Consider the following 17,320-nt stretch of genomic DNA (forward strand, 5'->3'; position numbering starts at 1 on the left):
TTCGTTTCCGGCTCAGACGTGGTCGGGGCCGCGCACCGGATCCCCGGGCGGGTTGAACGGGATCAGCGCGACGGTGATGTTGTCGGCACCGCCGCGGTCGAGCGCGAAGCCGGTGAGCATCCGCGCGGCGGCCAGCGGCTGTTCCAACGCGCCGGGCAGCACCATCGCGGCCAACGTCGGCGCGACCGAGAGGTAGTTCCACAACCCGTCGCTGCACAGCAGCAGGACTCCGGGGCCGGACGGGCGCAGACTGGTCACCCGGGGCCGCACCTCGCCCGCGTCCGCGCCCAGCCAGGACACGATCGCGTGCGCGCGTCGGTCCGCGTACGCCTCGGCCTCGGTCATCGCGCCGAGCGCGATCATCCGGGTCGCCCAGGAGTCGTCCTCGGTCAGCAGCGCGGAGGGGGTGCGCCGGGCCTCGTCCGACCCCGTGTCGTCCGCGTGCGGCTCGCCGACCGCCCCACGAGGCAGCGTGCTCGCACCGGGCAGCGTGTCGTCGCCGTCCGCGGCGTCGTCCGCGCCGCTGTCCGGATCGGCCAGCCAGTAGGCGCGGCTGTCACCCACCCAGCCCACGGTGATCTCGCCGGGTGTCATGATCGCCGACACCAGGGTGCATGCCGGGGCGTTGCCCGCGTCCTCGGCCCCGGGCATGCGGGCCACCGCGCTCGCCGCGGCGGCCACTCCCGCGCTGGTGGCCTTGGCCGGTCCGCATCCCTCGACCAGCGTGGCCGCCATGGTCGCGCACGCGGTCTCGGCGGCGGTCGCCGACGCCTCGTCGGGGCGCGGCGAGGAGGACACCCCGTCGCACACCACCGCGACCACGTGATCGCTGCCGTCCGGCATCCGCAACACCCGCAGTGCGGCGGAGTCCTCGTTGCGCCGGTGCCGCAGACCCCGGTTGCTGACCATCGCGACCAGCCCCAGGTCGCTCTCGACGTGATCGCGCGGGTTGAACGGCCGCCCGCACGCGTCGCACCACCCGTCCGAGCCGATCGTCGCGGTACCGCACGCGGAGCACACCGGGCCGTGCCCGCTGGGCGTCACCACCCGCCTGGGCGGCGGCCGTTCGGCCACCGGCGGCACCGGGATGTCCAGGTCGTAGCCACAGGACTCGCAGTACCGGTCATCCGCGTCGCCGGCGAGCCCGCACGAGGGACACGCCCCGCCGGCGGCCGTCGGCGGCTCGGGCGGGGCGGCCTCGTCCCCGTCCGGGGCACCCCCGGGCCCGGCCGCGTCCAGTCGTCCATATCCAGCCACTCTGATCACACCCACGTCCACGGTCGCACCTCGTTCGCCCGGTCGACGAGCGCGATGCGCTCCGCATGCGTCGTCACGTGCCGGGCCAGATCGCGGTAACACTTTTCCAAGGCGAACCGCAGAGGCTTTTCCTTCAACTCGCTGCCGAGCACCTTCGCGGTTCCACCCGCGTCCCCGGTGCCCGGATTCCCACCCTTCGCGCCCGCCTTGACCCACTCCAGCGCGGTCTCCAACAACTCGACGGCGAGCCGATCGTGCGCCTCCCCCTCCAGGCGCAACGCGCCCAGCCGGTCGGACGCCGCGGTCAGGTCGGGACCCAACTCCTCGCCCGCGCCCCGCCCGCTGATCCGGGTGCGCAACGCCGCGGTCTGTGCCGCGACGTGGTTGGCCGAGGTGTCCGGCACGCTCTCCAGGGTGCGTACCGCACCCGCCCGGTCGCCGGTGGCCAGTTGGCATCGGGCCAGTCCGAACGCCGCCGCGACGTAGGCCCGGTCGGTGGCCCACACACCGCGATACTCGGCGGCCGCCTCGTCGTGGCGGCCCATCAGTTCGCGGACCGCGCCGAGCGCGATCCGCGGCGCGGGCTCGCCGGGCAGCGCACCGCGCACCCCGTCGAAGCACTCGTGGGCACGCGGGAGATCCTGGTCGGAGAGCGCGGCAAGGCCCTCGAACCAGGGCAGTCGCCAGTCGTCGGCGTCGATGTCCGCGAGGAAGGCCCGGGCACGCACCACATCGCCCTGCTCGATGCACATCCGGACCAGCCGCAGCGTGCCCTCCGGCGAGGAGATGCCCGCGGCGGTGAGCGCGGAGAGCAGCTCGTCGGGATTGGTGGTGGCCACCGTGGCCAGCAGGTTCGCGGCCGGATCGGCGGCGTCCACCCGGGGCACCGGCAGCGCGCCGGCGATCACCGCCGGGTCGGGGGCGGGCGCGAGCAGGCCGGGCTCGGTGTTGCGCGCGGCCACCTCGGCGTGCACGACCCGGGTCTCCGGCCCGAACAGGCCGGACACGCCCGGACGCGGCTCGCCGGAGCGGATCGCGACCACCTCGCGCAGCACCGCGACGCACTGCTCGGCCATGTCCGCCGCTGAGGCGAAGCGCTGCTCCGGCTCGGGGTGCGTGGCCCGCAGCAACAGCCGGTGATAGGACTCGAATTCGGTGAACAGCGGCACCTCGGAGGCGGGTGGCAGGCCCGCCTTGTACTTGCGGGTGTAACCGGCGAAGTAGAAGCTGAGCACGGCCATCGTGCGGCCGATGGTGAACAGGTCCGACTCGACCGAGGGTTCGGCCCGGACGGTCTCGATCTCGGGTGCCTGGTAGCCGACCGTGCCGTAGGTGAACTTGCCCGGTCGGGCCAGGTCGGTCACCGCGCCGAGGTCGATCAGCTTGAGCTGGTCCTCGGTCTGGATCACGTTGTCCGGCTTGAAGTCGCAGTAGACCAGGTTCTGTTGGTGCAGGTAGCCGAACGCGGGCAGGATGTCGATCGCGTAGGCCAGCACCTGCTCGACCGGCAGCACGGCCTTGGGGTCGCTCTCGCGCATCGACTTGAGCCGGTCCATCAGCGACAGGCCGCCGACGTACTCCATCACCAGGTAGGTCTCGTCCTGGCCGGTGAGCGGGTCCGGGTGCTGCACGACGGTCTGGATGTGCACGATGTTGGCGTGCTGGATCTGGGTCAGGATGCGCTGCTCGGCCAGGGCCGCGGCGCGCGAGTCGGCGTCGTCGCTGCCGAGCAGGCCCTTGAGCACGACCCACATGTTGTGCGCGGCGGTGTCCTGGGCGAGATAGACCCAGCCGAAGCCGCCGCGGGCGAGGCAGCCGATGATCCGGTACTGGCCGACCATGTCGTCGCGCTGGAGCTTGGGCGCGAACGAGAACGGCGTGCGATCGCGCGGGCAGAACCCGTTCGCGACGCCGGGCCGACCGCCCCGGCCGCGGCCGACCGGCTGCTCGCACTTGCGGCAGAAGCGCTTCTCCTCGGGAATCACCGGGTTGCGCGCGAGCGCGGTCTCCGGGTTGCGGCGCGGCACGTTGGGCATCTCGACCAGACCGCCGCCGAGCCGACGGCTGGTGCCGGTGCTGCCGGAGCGCCGCGAGCTGCGCCCGGAGGCGCTGCGCGCGGACGAGGAGCCCGCGGTGCCCGCGGTGCCGGAGACGCCGGACCTCGCGGACCGATTCGGGTCGTGCCCGGGATCCACCGGGGCCGGGCCGGCGGCCAGCGGTTCGCGGCCGCATTCGGTGCAGAACCCGTCGTCGATCTCGCCCGGGCAAGGCGGGCGATTGCACTTGGTCATCTCTGTTCCCCCTTGTCGTCCGGACGATCCTCGCGGTGCGCGGCGATCACCGCCTCCTGATAGCGGGTCACCACCCGTACCGCCACTTCGAGTTCACACGGCGCTCGCCACAACAACTCCTTGGCGTGGCTGTACAGCGACTCCAACGCGGCGTCCTCGCCGTGTCCGCCGCGTGCCGCCATCGCCCGGTAGGACTGCACCAGGCCGCGCAGTTCGTCGCGCCGGGCCAGTGGCGCGTCGATGTGCGCACGGGTGGCCGCAAGCCGGTCCCGGGCACCTTGTACGTCGTTCTCCAACGCGCTCAGCTCCCGCGAGACGCGCGCCCAGTCGCCCTCGCCGCCGAGCATGGTGACCGAGGCCAGCCGATCCCGCAACGTGGCCGCCCGCAGCGGCACCTCGGGCACCCGCTTGTCACCGATCCGGCCGAGCACGTGCGCGCGTCGCCGAATCGTGTCGCCCTCCTGGTACCCCAACTCGTCGAGCATGCCCGCCAGTCGGCGGATCCGTTCGTCGAAGCGACCCCGGACGATGAGCAAGTGTCGCACTGTGTCGTCGACTTGGCGCAGGTCGGCCTCGATGGCAGAGACGTCCACGGTGCCGATGCGGCGCTCGTTCGCACCGGTCAGCGCGAGCGGATCGCCGGCCACCAGGGTACGGGCTGCCTCGAGGCGGCGGCGGATCCCGTCCAGCGCCGCAGTCTGCTCGGGCACCGCGTCCGGGCCGCCGAGTTCGGCGACCCGGGCCTCGGCGGCCACGATTCCCGCGTCCACCCGGTCCAGGGTGGGCACCAGGCGGGTCCACACCGCGTCCGCAGCCTCGACCACCGCGGTCACCTCGGTCCACGCCGGCGCCATGTCCGCGACCAGTTCGGCCAGGCTCATCCGGCGTGCCTGGGTCGCCGGGTCGGTCAGCCCGCGCCGGCCGATCGGGATGTCGCGCGCGGCCAGTTCGGCGGACTGTCCCAGCAGCAGGAAGGACAACTCCTCCAACTCCGGCCGCAGCGGCTTGCCGCGCCGACCGCGCAGCGCGCGCAGCCGATCCAGCACCGCGCCGTACGCCTCGCGGTGCCCCCACAGCAGGGAGATCGCCCGACGGCCGGTCTCCCACTGCTCGGCGGTGCGACCGGTGAGCGGACCGCCTTCCAGGAGTTGTCGTCCCGGGTGGCTCTCCAACTCCATCAGACCGGCCGTGATGCCGTCGTACTCCGCTTCGTGACGAGCCATCAGTTCGTCGATCTCGTCGCGGCCCAGTACGCGGGGGGCTCGGTTCACGCGCTGTCCCGGTATTCGGCCGCGGGCGGGTCGGGTACCTCGGCTGCCAGGGAGTTGCCCAGGTACTCCCGGTACAGCTCCTTCCACCGGCCGTTCCGGCGGGTTCGCTCGAGCACCGCGTTGACGAACCGGACGAAGTCGGGACGATCCTTGGCGATCGCCATGCCGTACGGCTCCAACGTGAGGTTGCCGCCGACCACGACGGTGAAGACGCGGTCCTGCGCCTGGAGACCGGCCAGGATCGTGTCGTCGGTGGTGATCGCGTCCGCCTCGCCCTGTTGCAGCAACACCAGGCAGCCCGCCCAGGTGTCGCCCTCGACCACCTTCACCTGCGGCGCCTGCTCGCGCAGCAGGGTGATCGAGGTGGAACCGGGCACCGAGCACACCCGCATCGCACGCGGCAGTGCGGCCAACCCCGCGCCGTAGTCGGCGCGATCGGCGGTGCCGTCGCGCTGCACCAGCAGTCGCTGGCCGGCGTTGAAGTAGACCGAGGAGAACTCGACGCTCTGCTTGCGCTGACAGTTGATCGTCATGGTCTCGGCGATGATGTCCACGTCGCCGCGCGCGACCGCGATCGTGCGCTCCTCGTTGCGCACCACCCGAAACTGGATGCGCTGCGGGCCGTCGTCGCCGAAGATCGCCTTCGCCACCTCGCGCAGCAGGTCGATGTCGAAGCCGCGGAGGGTGTTCGACTTCGGGTCCACGAAACCGAACGGGAAGCTGCTCTGATCGATGCCGGCGATCAGGAAGCCGCGTCGGCGCAGCACCTCCATCGTGCTGCCGGCGGGCAGCGCGGTCGGCGCGGGCAGCGCGCCGGTCGGGCGCAGGCTCGCGGTGACGTTCGGACACGAGGTGTCGGGTCCGGGGGTCGCGCGCGGCGCGGCGGCGGGCGGCGGGGGCTGCCCGGTGCCGCGCTGGTCGACCCCGGCGCCGCAACCGGCGAGGGTCAGCACGAGGGCACAGACCGCCGCGGGCAGAGCGATACGGGTGTTCATGGCCGGTTGTACCTCCCGACCTCGCGACGGACGCCGTCCACGGTCGCGGCGGCGGCGATCAGCGCCAGTACGCCCAGGCCGACGTCGAGACCGGTGAGCGCGTCCCGACCGGCGGCCACCGAACGTTCGAAGTCCTTCTGGTCCTTGTCGACCGCGGCCGCCAACGCCTCGTCGATCTTGGTGAAGGCCACTCGCGAGGCGCCGTCGGCCTTGGTCACCTGGGCGACGGCCTTCTCGAACTCGCCGTTTCGGTACAGCGAGACGACGTCCCCGTGCGCCTTCTTCCAGTCCGCGGCGGCGGCCTGCGCCGCCTTGACCTTCGCCAGCGTGCTCGCGTCCGAGCCGGTGACCTGCTCTGCGCGGGTCAGCATGCCGGTCACCGCGGGTTTGCCCCCCTCGGCCGGGACGCCGACGAGCTTGCCCCACACCTCGTTGAAGTCGTTCTCGTACTGTTCGTTGTCGCTGCCCCGCATGACCAGGGTCAGGCTCTCGTCGCCGTGCGCCTGCAAGGTCAGGAAGCGGGCCTGGGCGAGCGTCTCGACCGGCCCCCAGCCTCCGCTGCGGCTGCGGTCGAGGTCGGTGCGCGAACTGTCGGTGCCGGCCCACAGCCACCCGATGGACACCAGGGTGGCCAGTCCCGCGATCAGCAGGCCGATGTTGATCCGACGGTGCGTGCGCAGCGCGAAGAACCACAGGGCGGCGGCGAACGCGGCCAGGCTGACCAGCAGCAGGCTCAGCGGCACCCACGGGGTCGAGGTGGCGTCGCGGTGGTCGCCGGCGAGGCGCTTTTCCACCATGTCGTGCAGCGTGGTGGCGGCGGGCAGGATTTTGCCGCGCATCACGTTCTTGGAGGCGGAGCGCAGGTAGGCGGCGCCGACCGTGTTGCCCTGCCGGGTCTCGGCGCGGGCGCGCTCGACCAGGCGGGCGTACTCGGGCAGTTGCACGCCGATCACGGCGAGTTGTTCGGCAACCTTGCCGGTGGCGCCGGCGGCGGTCGCGGAGATCAGCGTGCTCGACGCGGTCTGGATGGCCCGCTGGTAGCGCTCGCGCACATCGGCCGATTCGACGCCGCCTTCGAGCAGCCCGGCCGCCGCGGTCGCGTCGGCGTCGGCGAGTGCCCGGTAGATCTCCTGGGTCTTGACGCCGAGCGGTTCACTGCCGGTGGCCACCGCCTTGGCCGCGTCCGCGCGGTCCCCCACCGCGAGTACGGCGAACAGTCCGGCCAGCAGGCTGATCAGCACCAGCACCACGCCGGTGACGAGCATCAGGCCGGGAGTGGTGGCGCCGGCGCGAACCAGTCGGCGCACGGATATGCCTCGTGATCGCATCATCCCGGCCGGACCGCTCGTACCCCGTGCGGGCACTCCCGGGCCCGGTGCCTGCGAAATCGGAACGGCTGCCGCCAACGCTCTGCCTCCCCCACTGTCGCGTGTGCCCCTTGTCGGTCGACCCGACCCCACGTCCGCCGCCCCCGACCGCCCGCGTGCTCCGCGAACGCTGTCACCTCGAAGTTATCGCGAGCATGTGGCGGCTCCCGATGGTCTTCCCTCGTTCTCCCCACGCGGACCCTCAAGGCCAGGACATTACCGCTGCGGGCGCCGGGTCGGTGGCGGCACCGTGTCAGGCCGGTGCCGGCGGTGCCGGCGGCGTGTGCGCGCGATATCAGCGGGCCCGGTGAAGCTGATCGCGCCACACGACGAAGACGTCGAACACGGACGACGAACACCTAGCGGGGAGCGACCCCAATGACATACGCGATCGAGACCGAGGGTCTGGTCAAGCGGTACGGCACCACCACGGCGTTGGCCGGGGTCGACCTGCGGGCCGAGGCCGGCACCGTGCTGGGCCTGCTGGGCCCCAACGGCGCGGGCAAGACCACGATGGTCCGCGTACTGGCCACGCTGATCAAGCCGGACGCGGGCATCGCCCGGGTCGGCGGGTTCGACACGGTCCGGCAGGCGCACGACGTGCGCGGCCTGATCGGGCTCACCGGCCAGTACGCCTCGGTGGACGAGGAGATGACCGGCTTCGAGAACCTGCTCCTGCTCGGCCGACTGCTCGACATGCCCCGCAACGAGGCGAAGGCGCGTGCCCGCGAACTGCTCGCCCGTTTCGACCTGACCGAGGCCGGCGGTCGCACCCCGGGCACCTATTCGGGTGGTATGCGCCGCCGGCTCGACCTGGCCGCCTCGCTCGTGGGTCGCCCCGCCTTCCTGTACCTGGACGAGCCGACCACCGGGCTCGACCCGCGCAGTCGCGGCGACGTGTGGCAGATGTTGCGCGAACTGGTCCGCGACGAGGGGGTCACGGTGTTGCTGACCACGCAGTACCTGGACGAGGCCGACCAGTTGGCGAGCGACATCGTGGTCATCGACCACGGTCGGGTGATCGCCAACGGCACGGCCGACCGACTCAAGAGCCAGGTCGGCGGCCAGAGCCTGGAGGTCCGGCCGGCCGACCCGACCCGAATGCCCGACGTGGTCGAGTTGTTGCGCGAACTCACCGGCCGGGATCCGATCGTGGAGAGCGAGCGCGGTCAGGTCACCGTCGCGGTCTCCGACGAGAACCTGCTCCCGGTGGTGGTCTCCCGGCTCGACCAAGCCGGTATCCGGGCCACCGAGTTCGCCCTGCGACTGCCCAGCCTGGACGAGGTGTTCATGACCCTCACCGGGCACCGCAGCCAGGACTCGGCCGAACGCGACGACGGGGCGACCGACCGGGGCAAGGCCGCGTGAAACACCGTCCCGACGTCTACGGCACCCGGGTTCTGCCGCTGCTCGCCGTCCTGCTGCTGACCATCTCCCATCTGGCCCGTGTCCTAGGAGCCTCCCGATGACCACGACCACCGTCCGTCCCGCCGACGACACCGCCGCGCGCCCGCCCGGGCAGCCGGCCGGGCACCTACCGCACCGCAACGCCCCGAGCGCCGCGCTGCGACACACGCTCACGCTCACCTGGCGCAGCCTGGTGAAGTTGAAGAAGCAGAGCGAACAACTGATCGACCTGACTCTGCAACCGATCCTGTTCATCGTGATGTTCGTGTACCTCTTCGGCGGCGCGATCGAGGGCAGCACGCACGACTATCTCCAGTTCGTGCTGCCCGGGATCCTGGTACAGACCGTGGTGTTCGCGTCGGTGGGCACCGGAGTCGGGCTGTGCACCGACATGTCCACGGGTGTGTTCGACCGGTTCCGCAGCCTGCCGATCTCGCGGATCGCGCCGCTGGCGGGCACCGTGCTCGGCGACGTGCTCCGGTTCCTGGTGGCCGTCGCGTCCGTGTTCGTGTTCGGCACGATCATCGGCTTCCGGTTCCACACCAACGTGTTCGCGGTGATCGCCGCGGTCGGCCTGGTGCTGCTGTTCGCGTTCGCCATCTGCTGGGTCGTGGCGTTGCTCGGGGTGACCTTGAAGCAGCCGCGCACCGTGCAGGGCGTCTCGTTCCTGATGATGTTTCCGCTGACCTTCGGCTCGAACCTGTTCGCCAAGACCTCGACGATGCCGGGCTGGTTGCAGGCGTGGGTCAAGATCAACCCGGTCACCGAGGTGACCAACGCCTCGCGTGGTCTGCTCACCGGCGGGCCGGTGGCCCATCATGCGACCGTGGCGGTGATCTGGGCGTTCGCCCTGATGGCGGTGTTCATCCCGTTGACGCTTCGCCAGTACAACCGCCGGGTCTGACGCCTCGCCGGTACGACCGCCGGAGCCGACCCTCCGGCGGTACCGCCCCACCGCCGGAGCCGACACCGGCCGGCTCGCGCTGCGAACCGCCCCGGCGCCCTCAGGGTTCCGGGGCCGCGAGCGGTTCCGGCCGGACCAACGCGGTCACCTCGTCCACCCCCAGCGCCGCGCCGATCGCCCTCACCCGGGTGAATTCCTCGACCCCCATGCTCACTTCCAACCGTCGCGCGACCCGGTCCGCGTCGATGTCGCCGAAACCGGGGTGGCCGCGCACCACCTGCGCCGCGCCGAGCAGCAGCGCCGCGCTCTCGAGGTCGCCGTTGGTCAGGGCCAGCACGGCGAACCCCTCGACACACGACGCGAACACCGGCATGTCCTGGCTCTCCAGCGCGTACGGGAGCGCGGCATCGAGGTGGTACCGGGCCGCCGCCACGTCGCCGCGGCCGCACGCGACGTGGGCCCGACCGACGTGCAGGCTGCCGATCAGTTGCGGGGGCAGCAGGGAGGTGTTCGGCAGCTCCGCGAAGGCGCGCCGATAGTGCTGCTCGGCATCCTCGAAATCTCCCGTGTAGCGCGCGAGTTCGCCCAGTCCGAGCTCGGCGAGCAGGAGTGAGAGCGGAGTCGAGTGCACATCGACCCGCTCGACGAGATCGTCCATCACCCGCCGCGCGGACTCGATGTCGCCGGACCGCGCGTGGATCATCCCCCGGCGGACCAGCAGTTGTGGGATCTCGTCCTCCGCCTGCAACTCGTACAGCAGCACGAGCGCCTCGTCCACGGCGGCCAAAGCGCCGTCGAAGTCGGCGGTGTACATCAGCAGTTCGGCCAGCCCCGAGATCGCGGACGCGCGTCCCCACCGGTCGCCCATGGCGGCGAACCGGTCCCGGGCGTCGTTCAGGAAGTAGACCGCGCTCTCGGGGTGGCCGAGATTGACCGCGAAGTGCCCACGCATCAGCCGGGCCATCGCCTGGGTCCACGGGTCGTCGAGCGTGTCGGCCGCCACCAGCGCCGCGCTCATCGCCTGGTTGTCCCCGCGCACCACGTAGCCCAGCATGTCGAGGAAGACCGGCAGCGATTGCGGTGCCTCGGGTCCGAGTCGACGGACGATGATCCGGGCCCCGGCGTAGGCGCGGATCGCGTCCCACCGCTCGCCGGCCGAGAAGGCGTGCAGCGCGTGGAACGCGAGCGCGGTGGCGCGCTTGTCCTGCGGCGCGGGTCCGGGCACCGCGAGCCCCTCGTGGCCCCACGCGTGCCCTTCGCCGTGATTGCCGCGTATCGCCCAGAACCAGGACAGCGCCTCGACCAGTCGGGTGGCGATGTCCGCGTCCCCGTGCTCGACCGCGTGGCGCAGCACGACCGCGAGGTTGTCGTGCTCGGCGGCGATCCGGTTGATCGCCTCGATCTGTCCCGGCCCGCGCAGCCGCGCGTCCTCCGCCTCGGTGTAGCGGATGAACCAGCGCGCGTGCCGCTCCGCGGTCGCGTCCACCTCGCCCGCGTCGGCGAGCCGCTCGCTCGCGTAGGCCTGGATCGTCTCCAGCAACCGGTAGCGGGTCTCGGTGCTGCCGATCACGTCCACGAGCGACTTGTCCACCAACCCGGCGAGCAGGTCGAGCACGTCGGCCGCGGCGAAGTCCTCGCCCGGCAGCACCGCCTCGGCGGCTTCCAGCGTGGTGCCGCCGGCGAACACCGACAGTCGACGCAGCGCGACCCGTTCGCGCTCCTCCAGCAGGTCCCAGCTCCACTCGACCACCGCGCGCAACGTCTGGTGCCGGGGCAGCGCGGTCCGACTCCCGCCGGTCAGCAGCCGGAACCGGTCGTCGAGCCGGTTCGCGATCTGCGCGGGGGTGAGCGAGCGGGTGCGGGCGGCGGCGAGTTCGATGGCGAGCGGTTGCCCGTCCAGCCGCCGGCAGATCTCGGCGACCGCGCCGATGGTGGCGGCGTCGACCACCAGGCCCGGGCGGACCGCGCGGGCCCGGTCGGCGAACAGCCGCACCGACGCGTAGGTCATGCCCTCGTCCACGCCGACGTCGACCGGGGGCAGCGCGAGCGGCCCCAGCGGGCACAACATCTCGCCGTCGATGCCCAGCGGTTCCCGGCTGGTGGCCAGGATCCGCAGGTTGGGTGTCTGGGCGAGCAGTCGGCCGGCGAAAGTCGCGGCGGCGGCGATCAGGTGTTCGCAGTTGTCCAGGATGAGCAGGATGGGTCGGCCCGCAAGCAGCTCGGCGATCCGGTCCACGACATCGCGGCCGGGGCCGGGCAGGTGGGTGTCCAGCAGACCCACCTCACGTCGTCCCAATGCGGCCAGCACCGCCTGTGGGACGTCCAACGGGTCCAGCACCGGGGCGAGTTCGACGAACCAGATGCCGCCGTCCACACCCTGACCGCGAGCCGCGAGCCGGGCGCCGGCCTCGGTGCTCAGTCGGGTCTTGCCCGCGCCTCCCGGGCCCACCACGGTGACCAGGCGCGACTCGTCGAGCAGCCGGTCGACCCGGACCACCTCGTCCTCGCGGCCGACGAACGTGGTCAGCCGCGCGGGCAGATTGCCCGGCGCCGGGCGGGGCTCGGCCGGGGGGTGGGGCTCGGCCGGCGCGGGCGGGGTCGCCCGAGCCGTCGGGCGCGGGTCGCCGCCGCGCAACACCGCGAGGTAGGCCGCCTCCAGGTCCGGCGAGGGGTCGATGCCCAACTCGTCCGCGAGCCGCTCGCGCAGGTCCTGATACAGCGTCAGCGCGTCCGCCCGGCGGCCCTCTTCGTGCAGCGTGCGGATCAGCAGCCCGTACAGTCGCTCGCGCAACGGGTGTTCGCGGGTCAACTGTTCCAGTTCGGCGGCCAGTCCCTGGCTGCGGCCGAGCGTCAACTGGGCCTGCACCCGGTCCTCGATCGCGCCCAGGCGCTGCTCGGCCAGCCGCGCCGCGGGGCCGATCGCGAACGGCGCGTCGGCGGCGTCGACCAGCGCCGGGCCCCGCCACAGCGCGAGCGCCCGGCCCAGGGTCTCGGCGGCGCTCGCCGGATCGCGTTCGCCCAGCATCCTGCGACCGCGGACCGCGAGTGTGCCGAACACGTGCGCGTCCACGTCCTCGGGGCGAATCCCCAGCACGTAGCCGGCCGGCCCCGAGTCGAGCTCGGCGGGCAGTTGTCGACGCAGCCGGGAGATCAGCGACTGGAGCGCGTTGCCGGCCCCGGCGGGCGGCTCGTCGCCCCACACGGCCGCGATCAGCCGGTCCGCGGAAACCGGCTTGCCGGGGTCCAGGGCAAGCCGGATCAGCAGCGCACGCAACCGCGCGCCGCCGATCGTCACGGATCGACCGTCGTCGTCCCACACCTGGAGCGGGCCAAGCACCGAGATCTGCACCCCACCACTCTTCCACCCCGATGCGCTGCCGGAGCGAACCGGAGGGCAGCGCACGGAGTGGAGTAAGGGGTCGGCGACGGAGAGTTGCGCATTGGGAGCGTCCCGGGGCACGGGAACCCGGGACGATCATCGGGAGAATTCACTCTTTCGTGGGATTAATTCCCACTCCTGGGAGTGAGGAGCGCGAACAATCAACCGTTCGGTATCGGAACGGGACTCGACTCAGGCGCCGATCCCACCGATAAAGGTCTGCCACGCGCCGGCTTCCAGTTCGAGCACCGGACCGGCGGCAACTTTCGAGTCGCGCACCAGGACGGCGCTCTCGACGGGGGCCGTCTCGACGCAATTGCTGGTGGCGCCGCTGTATGTGCTCCGCCGCCACGCGTGGCCCGCGACAGCGCTGTGACCTGCATCTTTCCCATCGGGGTAGGAAACCGCAGTGATACTCGGGGAATCGAACCGGAAAAGCGAACCCGGGTTTGTGTTGCTCAAGACAATTCCTTTGCTGCGAGCTCGATCATGGACAAGGATTCACCGTACGACAGCGCCGAAGCGCGGATGTCCTCAAACAAACGCTCATAGACACTGACGTGTTCGGGCTCCTCCAGATAGAGGCTACTCGTATGCGTGTCGAGTACGACCACATCCAGATCGGAAAGCGCGGGGAATCCGATGATCGCGAATGAACCCTCGATCGCCGGGTGTGCGCCCGCCGAGAACGGGAGGATCTGCAGGCGCACGTGCGGCCGCGCGGCGGCGGCCATCAGGTGTTCCAACTGGGCCCGCATCGTCTCCCGACCGCCCACCACGGTGCGCAGCACGGACTCCGAGATCACCACGGTCAGCCGGAACGTCGCCTCGCCGTGCGGCCCGACGCGGTCCAGCACCGCCTGCCGCTCCTGGCGGACCCGAACGAGCATGTCCACCTGCTCGGCGGACATGTCCTCGCGCACCGCGGCGATCACCGCCCGGACATAGTCCGGCGTCTGCAACAGGCCGGGGATGAGCGAGAGTTCGAATCCCCGCATACCCGAGGACTCGGCCTCCAGGCTGAGCAGTTCGGCATAGGAACTGGGCAGGATCGACGAGTAGCTGTGCCACCAGCCGCGCTTCTTGGCCTCGCGCGCCAGGGTCAGCAGCGAATCGCGCTCCTGCTCGTCCGCGACCCGGTACAGGTCCAGCAGGATGCGCAGGTCCACCGGTCGTACGCCGCTGCGGCCCAATTCGATCCGACTGACCTTGGAATCCGAGCACTCCAGGCGCACGGCGACATCTTCGAGGCTGAGGCCGCGCGCTTCGCGCAACCGGCGCAGTTCGGTCCCGAGCCTGCGCTGCCGAACGGTCGGATTGGGCGCCATGGCCACGCCGCACCTCCACTTACACGCTGTTCACGCACCGAACCGGAACGTCGGCGCGTCCGATCGGGGGACAGTGTGCCCTACTGCGCGTGGAAGTGTGGTTACTACCGGAAACTTCCCGTCGATCCAAGATTGGGAGTTGCACACTCATTCACGGCCGGGCACGCTCCATGTCCGTCATGACTTAATGTTGTCCACGGGTCGCTCTGGGTGCATGTCTCGGATCGCGCGACCCCCTGCCGCACGTCCGGAGGTCGACATGCCGGTGATGGCGGAGGACGTCCGTCACTATTGCGTTCAACTCGCCGCTTCGGCCCTGGGGGTGGGCCGGGCCCGCCGGACCACCGGCAAGGTTTTGCACGACTGGGGCCTGGCCGGGTTGGTCGACGTGGCGGAGGTACTGCTGACCGAGCTACTGACCAACGTGCTCGTCCACGTCGGGCCCGGGGCCTGGCACGCGCTGACCCTGCTGCACGACGGCGACGTGCTGCGGGTGGAGGTGCGCGACTCGTCGCCGCGCATGCCGATCGCCCGGGTCGGCGACTGGGACGAGGAGTCGGGTCGGGGGTTGCGGATGATCGACGGCCTGGCGCACGCGTGGGGCGCCGATCGACTCCCCCCGGGCAAGGTGGTGTGGTTCACCCTGCCGGACCGGCCGTGACCGGCGACATCCGGGCGCCGGATGGGCCGGGGTCGGTCGGTCCGGCGGCGGGATCGGCGCCGCCGGCTCCCCCGCAGTCGGTGCGTCAGCCGTCGGCGGGGCTCGCGAGCAGGCATTCCTCGGCGAAGGCCAGCACCCGCAGGTGATACGCGCGCGCGGCGTGGTGCAGGCTGATGTTGTGCCCGACACCGCGCTGCGTGTGCGTCTCCACCCAACCCGCGGCGGCGAGCAACTCGCGTGCCTCGTCCGGCACTTCGGGACCGGCCGGCTGGGAGCGCTCGAACTCGGCCACGGTCCAGTGCACCGGCGGCACCACCCTGGCCAGCACCGCGGGCAGCGTGTGCGGGGTCTCCCGTACGTCGAGGAACTCGGCCATCGGCACCGCCGCCGCCACCCGCCCGGCCCGGGTAAGCAGCGCCGGGTCGTAGGACCCGGGTGGCCCGAAGAAGGTGTCCGGAGTGCCGCCGCCGGTCGACGGCACGAAGTCGCCCTCGGTGGGGACCGAGGCGAACTCGGCCAACCGCTGTGGCGTGTACCGCAACGGCGCGCCGCCGACCGCGAGCCCGAGCAAGTCCCGACCGCGCTTGTCCGCGCCCATCCGCAGCGCCAGGATCGCGCCCATCGAGTGCGCCACGACGAACACCGGCAGCCGACCCGGCCCCTTCGACTCCGCGCCGGCCGGGATCCCGGCCGCCTCGGCCGACGAGTCGGCGAGGCTCTCGGCCACCTCGTCCAGCAACGCGAACACCAGGTCCGCCTGCGCGTCCAGCCCCTGTCGTTCCCGGGCCAGACCCGCGGAGGCCCCGTAACCGGGTCGGTCGATCGCCAGGACCGCCCAGCCGAGGCCCGCGCCCAACAGCAGGAGTGAGCCCTCGGCGGCGCCCTCGCGATGCCAATAGGCCGCGCGCGACCCGCCGCCGTGCAGCGCGAGCAGCAGTCCGCGGGGGCGGACGCCGGGTCCGGGTCGGGCGAGCAGACCCGACAGGGTCAGGCCCGCGATGTCATAGGCAACGTTCTCGACCCGGCCGGGCATGGTGCTGACCTCCACGTGCGATTGCCCACTGATGACACCACATCCGGTCGCGGGTCATTGACGGGGTATCGGCCCGGTCCAACAATGTAACGGTGTAACAGAGATCCGGTCGGGGTTGTGCCGGCCGGCCCGGACATCGGAGTCACACCGTGAAGCACCAGGACGTGGTCGCCACCGGGCGGCGCATCATCGAGCACATCACCCACCGCACGCTCGACCTGGGCGCGGCGCCCGCCGTCCTGGACGGCTCGTGCTTCACCGACCCGGCCCGGCACGCCCGCGAGCGGGAGGTGCTCTTCCGCCGCACTCCGCAGGTGATCGGCTGGGCCGGCGAGGTGGCCGAGCCGGGCGACTTCATCGCGCGCGACGTGGACGGCGTACCGGTCCTGGTGACCCGGGACCGGGACGGCGGATTGCACGCGTTCCTGGACGCGTGCACCCACCGGGGCATGCGGGTCAGCCGGGACGTCCCGGAGACCGAGGGCCTGACCGGCACCGGTTGCGGCAGCGCGCAGCGCTTTCGCTGCGGCTATCACGGCTGGACCTTCGACGACCGGGGCGCCTTGACCGGGCTGCCCGGGCGCCCGCAGTTCCCCGGGATCGACCCGGAGAGGTTCGGCCTGCGCCCGCTGCCGGTCGCGCTGTCCGCCGGCCTGGTCGTGGTCGGCCTGCGTCCGGACGTCGAAGTGGCCGGTGCGCTGGACGAATTGGAGGACGCCTACGCGGGTTTCCCGTACGACCGCACCCGCGCGGTGGTCAGCGAGCGGTTCGAGTTGGCCTGCAACTGGAAGCTCACCGTCGACGTCAACGTCGAGGCGTACCACGTACCGTTCCTGCACACCGCGACCATCAACGGGATCGTGCTCAACCACGGCATCGTCGACACGTGGGGACCGCACACCCGGTTCGCGGTCCCGATCGTGGGGTTCGAGCAACTCGCCGAAGTCCCCGAGGAGTCCTGGCCCGCGCGGCTGCCGATGGTCAACGTGCAGACGGTGTTGCCGTCCACCGTGCTGATCGAGAGCCCGCTGAGCACCACGATGTTGCGGATCTACCCGGGCGACCGACCGAACCGCTCGGTCGTGCACATGACCGAGGGCACCTGGGAGCCGCCGGCCGAGGGCAGCATCGCCATGGCCCGGGCCAACCACGAGACCAACAAGCGGGTGCTGGTGACCGAGGACTTCCCCGGCGCCGAGTCCTGTCAGCGCGGCTTCGACGCGGGTCTGCCGACGATGGTCGTGGGGACGGGCGAGTCGGCGGTCGCCCATTGGCACCGGGTGTGGGACGGCGCGCTCGATTCGGCGCGGGACTGAGCGCCGCGACGACCCCGGGCCGGCCGGCGGGCCGGCGGGCGCGGGCGGGTTATGATCGTCCTGCTCGCGAAACGCTGTGCGGTTCGCGAAGGAGGCGCCTTTGGCCGGGCG

The 17,320-nt window shown here is 71.7% G+C and carries 13 protein-coding genes; 4 read left to right on the forward strand and 9 right to left on the reverse strand.

Annotation, left to right across the window (positions count from 1 at the left end; all coding sequences use genetic code 11):
- Positions 1-12: 12 nt before the first annotated feature.
- The 5 genes from ACIRL2_RS00770 to ACIRL2_RS00790 are packed head-to-tail and all read right to left on the reverse strand — an operon-like array spanning position 13 to position 7,121.
- The gene (locus ACIRL2_RS00770) at positions 13-1,266 is read right to left on the reverse strand and encodes a protein phosphatase 2C domain-containing protein (protein WP_402229158.1); all 1,254 of its coding nucleotides are present in this window, start codon (positions 1,264-1,266) and stop codon (positions 13-15) included.
- Positions 1,263-3,548, reverse strand: a complete 2,286-nt coding sequence (locus tag ACIRL2_RS00775) for a tetratricopeptide repeat protein (RefSeq protein ID WP_395859730.1) — start codon at positions 3,546-3,548, stop codon at positions 1,263-1,265. The genes ACIRL2_RS00770 and ACIRL2_RS00775 overlap by 4 nt, the downstream gene beginning before the upstream one ends.
- On the reverse strand, positions 3,545-4,819 hold the full coding sequence (locus ACIRL2_RS00780) for a hypothetical protein (protein ID WP_395859731.1): 1,275 nt from the start codon (positions 4,817-4,819) through the stop codon (positions 3,545-3,547). The genes ACIRL2_RS00775 and ACIRL2_RS00780 overlap by 4 nt, the downstream gene beginning before the upstream one ends.
- Positions 4,816-5,814, reverse strand: a complete 999-nt coding sequence (locus ACIRL2_RS00785; protein WP_402229161.1) for a glutamate ABC transporter substrate-binding protein — start codon at positions 5,812-5,814, stop codon at positions 4,816-4,818. Before ACIRL2_RS00785 ends, ACIRL2_RS00780 begins: the two co-directional genes overlap by 4 nt.
- Complete coding sequence (locus ACIRL2_RS00790) at positions 5,811-7,121, reverse strand: hypothetical protein (RefSeq protein WP_395859733.1); 1,311 nt, start codon at positions 7,119-7,121, stop codon at positions 5,811-5,813. The genes ACIRL2_RS00785 and ACIRL2_RS00790 overlap by 4 nt, the downstream gene beginning before the upstream one ends.
- 438 nt (positions 7,122-7,559) lie before the next feature.
- On the opposite strand from ACIRL2_RS00790, the gene ACIRL2_RS00795 reads away from it, so the two are divergent.
- Entirely contained in the window at positions 7,560-8,549 is a 990-nt protein-coding gene (locus ACIRL2_RS00795; RefSeq protein WP_395859734.1) for an ATP-binding cassette domain-containing protein, read from the forward strand.
- A 97-nt stretch (positions 8,550-8,646) separates the two neighbouring features.
- Positions 8,647-9,492 (forward strand): ABC transporter permease, encoded by an 846-nt coding sequence (locus ACIRL2_RS00800; protein ID WP_395859735.1) that lies wholly within the window; start codon positions 8,647-8,649, stop codon positions 9,490-9,492.
- 100 nt (positions 9,493-9,592) lie between these two features.
- Here ACIRL2_RS00800 and ACIRL2_RS00805 read toward each other — a convergent pair whose 3' ends face one another.
- The 3 genes from ACIRL2_RS00805 to ACIRL2_RS00815 form a co-directional block, all read right to left on the reverse strand.
- Complete coding sequence (locus ACIRL2_RS00805) at positions 9,593-12,841, reverse strand: BTAD domain-containing putative transcriptional regulator (RefSeq protein ID WP_395859736.1); 3,249 nt, start codon at positions 12,839-12,841, stop codon at positions 9,593-9,595.
- Positions 12,842-13,063: 222 nt separating this feature from the next.
- Entirely contained in the window at positions 13,064-13,333 is a 270-nt protein-coding gene (locus ACIRL2_RS00810) for a DUF397 domain-containing protein (RefSeq protein WP_395859737.1), read from the reverse strand.
- Positions 13,330-14,199 carry a helix-turn-helix domain-containing protein gene (locus tag ACIRL2_RS00815; protein WP_402229602.1) on the reverse strand — a complete coding sequence of 290 codons (870 nt, stop codon included), beginning with the start codon at positions 14,197-14,199 and terminating at the stop codon, positions 13,330-13,332. The genes ACIRL2_RS00810 and ACIRL2_RS00815 overlap by 4 nt, the downstream gene beginning before the upstream one ends.
- Before the next feature lie 259 nt (positions 14,200-14,458).
- Between ACIRL2_RS00815 and ACIRL2_RS00820 the strand changes: the two genes are divergently transcribed.
- Positions 14,459-14,860 (forward strand): ATP-binding protein, encoded by a 402-nt coding sequence (locus ACIRL2_RS00820; protein WP_395859738.1) that lies wholly within the window; start codon positions 14,459-14,461, stop codon positions 14,858-14,860.
- Positions 14,861-14,945: 85 nt separating this feature from the next.
- On the opposite strand, the gene ACIRL2_RS00825 is transcribed toward ACIRL2_RS00820, so the two are convergent.
- The gene (locus ACIRL2_RS00825; protein WP_402229164.1) at positions 14,946-15,893 is read right to left on the reverse strand and encodes an alpha/beta fold hydrolase; all 948 of its coding nucleotides are present in this window, start codon (positions 15,891-15,893) and stop codon (positions 14,946-14,948) included.
- A 149-nt stretch (positions 15,894-16,042) separates the two neighbouring features.
- Between ACIRL2_RS00825 and ACIRL2_RS00830 the strand changes: the two genes are divergently transcribed.
- Positions 16,043-17,209 carry an SRPBCC family protein gene (locus ACIRL2_RS00830; RefSeq protein WP_402229166.1) on the forward strand — a complete coding sequence of 389 codons (1,167 nt, stop codon included), beginning with the start codon at positions 16,043-16,045 and terminating at the stop codon, positions 17,207-17,209.
- The last annotated feature ends 111 nt before the right edge of the window (positions 17,210-17,320 follow it).

It is taken from the genome of Embleya sp. NPDC127516 (assembly GCF_044765325.1).
In the GTDB taxonomy this organism is placed as follows: domain Bacteria; phylum Actinomycetota; class Actinomycetes; order Streptomycetales; family Streptomycetaceae; genus Embleya.

Excerpts from the sequence above, each read along its gene's own strand:
- ACIRL2_RS00820 (WP_395859738.1), top strand. The coding sequence starts at position 14,459 with ATGCCGGTGATGGCGGAGGACGTCCGTCACTATTGCGTTCAACTCGCC.
- ACIRL2_RS00795 (WP_395859734.1), top strand. The coding sequence starts at position 7,560 with ATGACATACGCGATCGAGACCGAGGGTCTGGTCAAGCGGTACGGCACC.
- ACIRL2_RS00785 (WP_402229161.1), bottom strand. The coding sequence starts at position 5,814 with ATGAACACCCGTATCGCTCTGCCCGCGGCGGTCTGTGCCCTCGTGCTG.
- ACIRL2_RS00825 (WP_402229164.1), bottom strand. The coding sequence starts at position 15,893 with ATGCCCGGCCGGGTCGAGAACGTTGCCTATGACATCGCGGGCCTGACC.
- ACIRL2_RS00775 (WP_395859730.1), bottom strand. The coding sequence starts at position 3,548 with ATGACCAAGTGCAATCGCCCGCCTTGCCCGGGCGAGATCGACGACGGG.
- ACIRL2_RS00815 (WP_402229602.1), bottom strand. The coding sequence starts at position 14,199 with ATGGCGCCCAATCCGACCGTTCGGCAGCGCAGGCTCGGGACCGAACTG.
- ACIRL2_RS00800 (WP_395859735.1), top strand. The coding sequence starts at position 8,647 with ATGACCACGACCACCGTCCGTCCCGCCGACGACACCGCCGCGCGCCCG.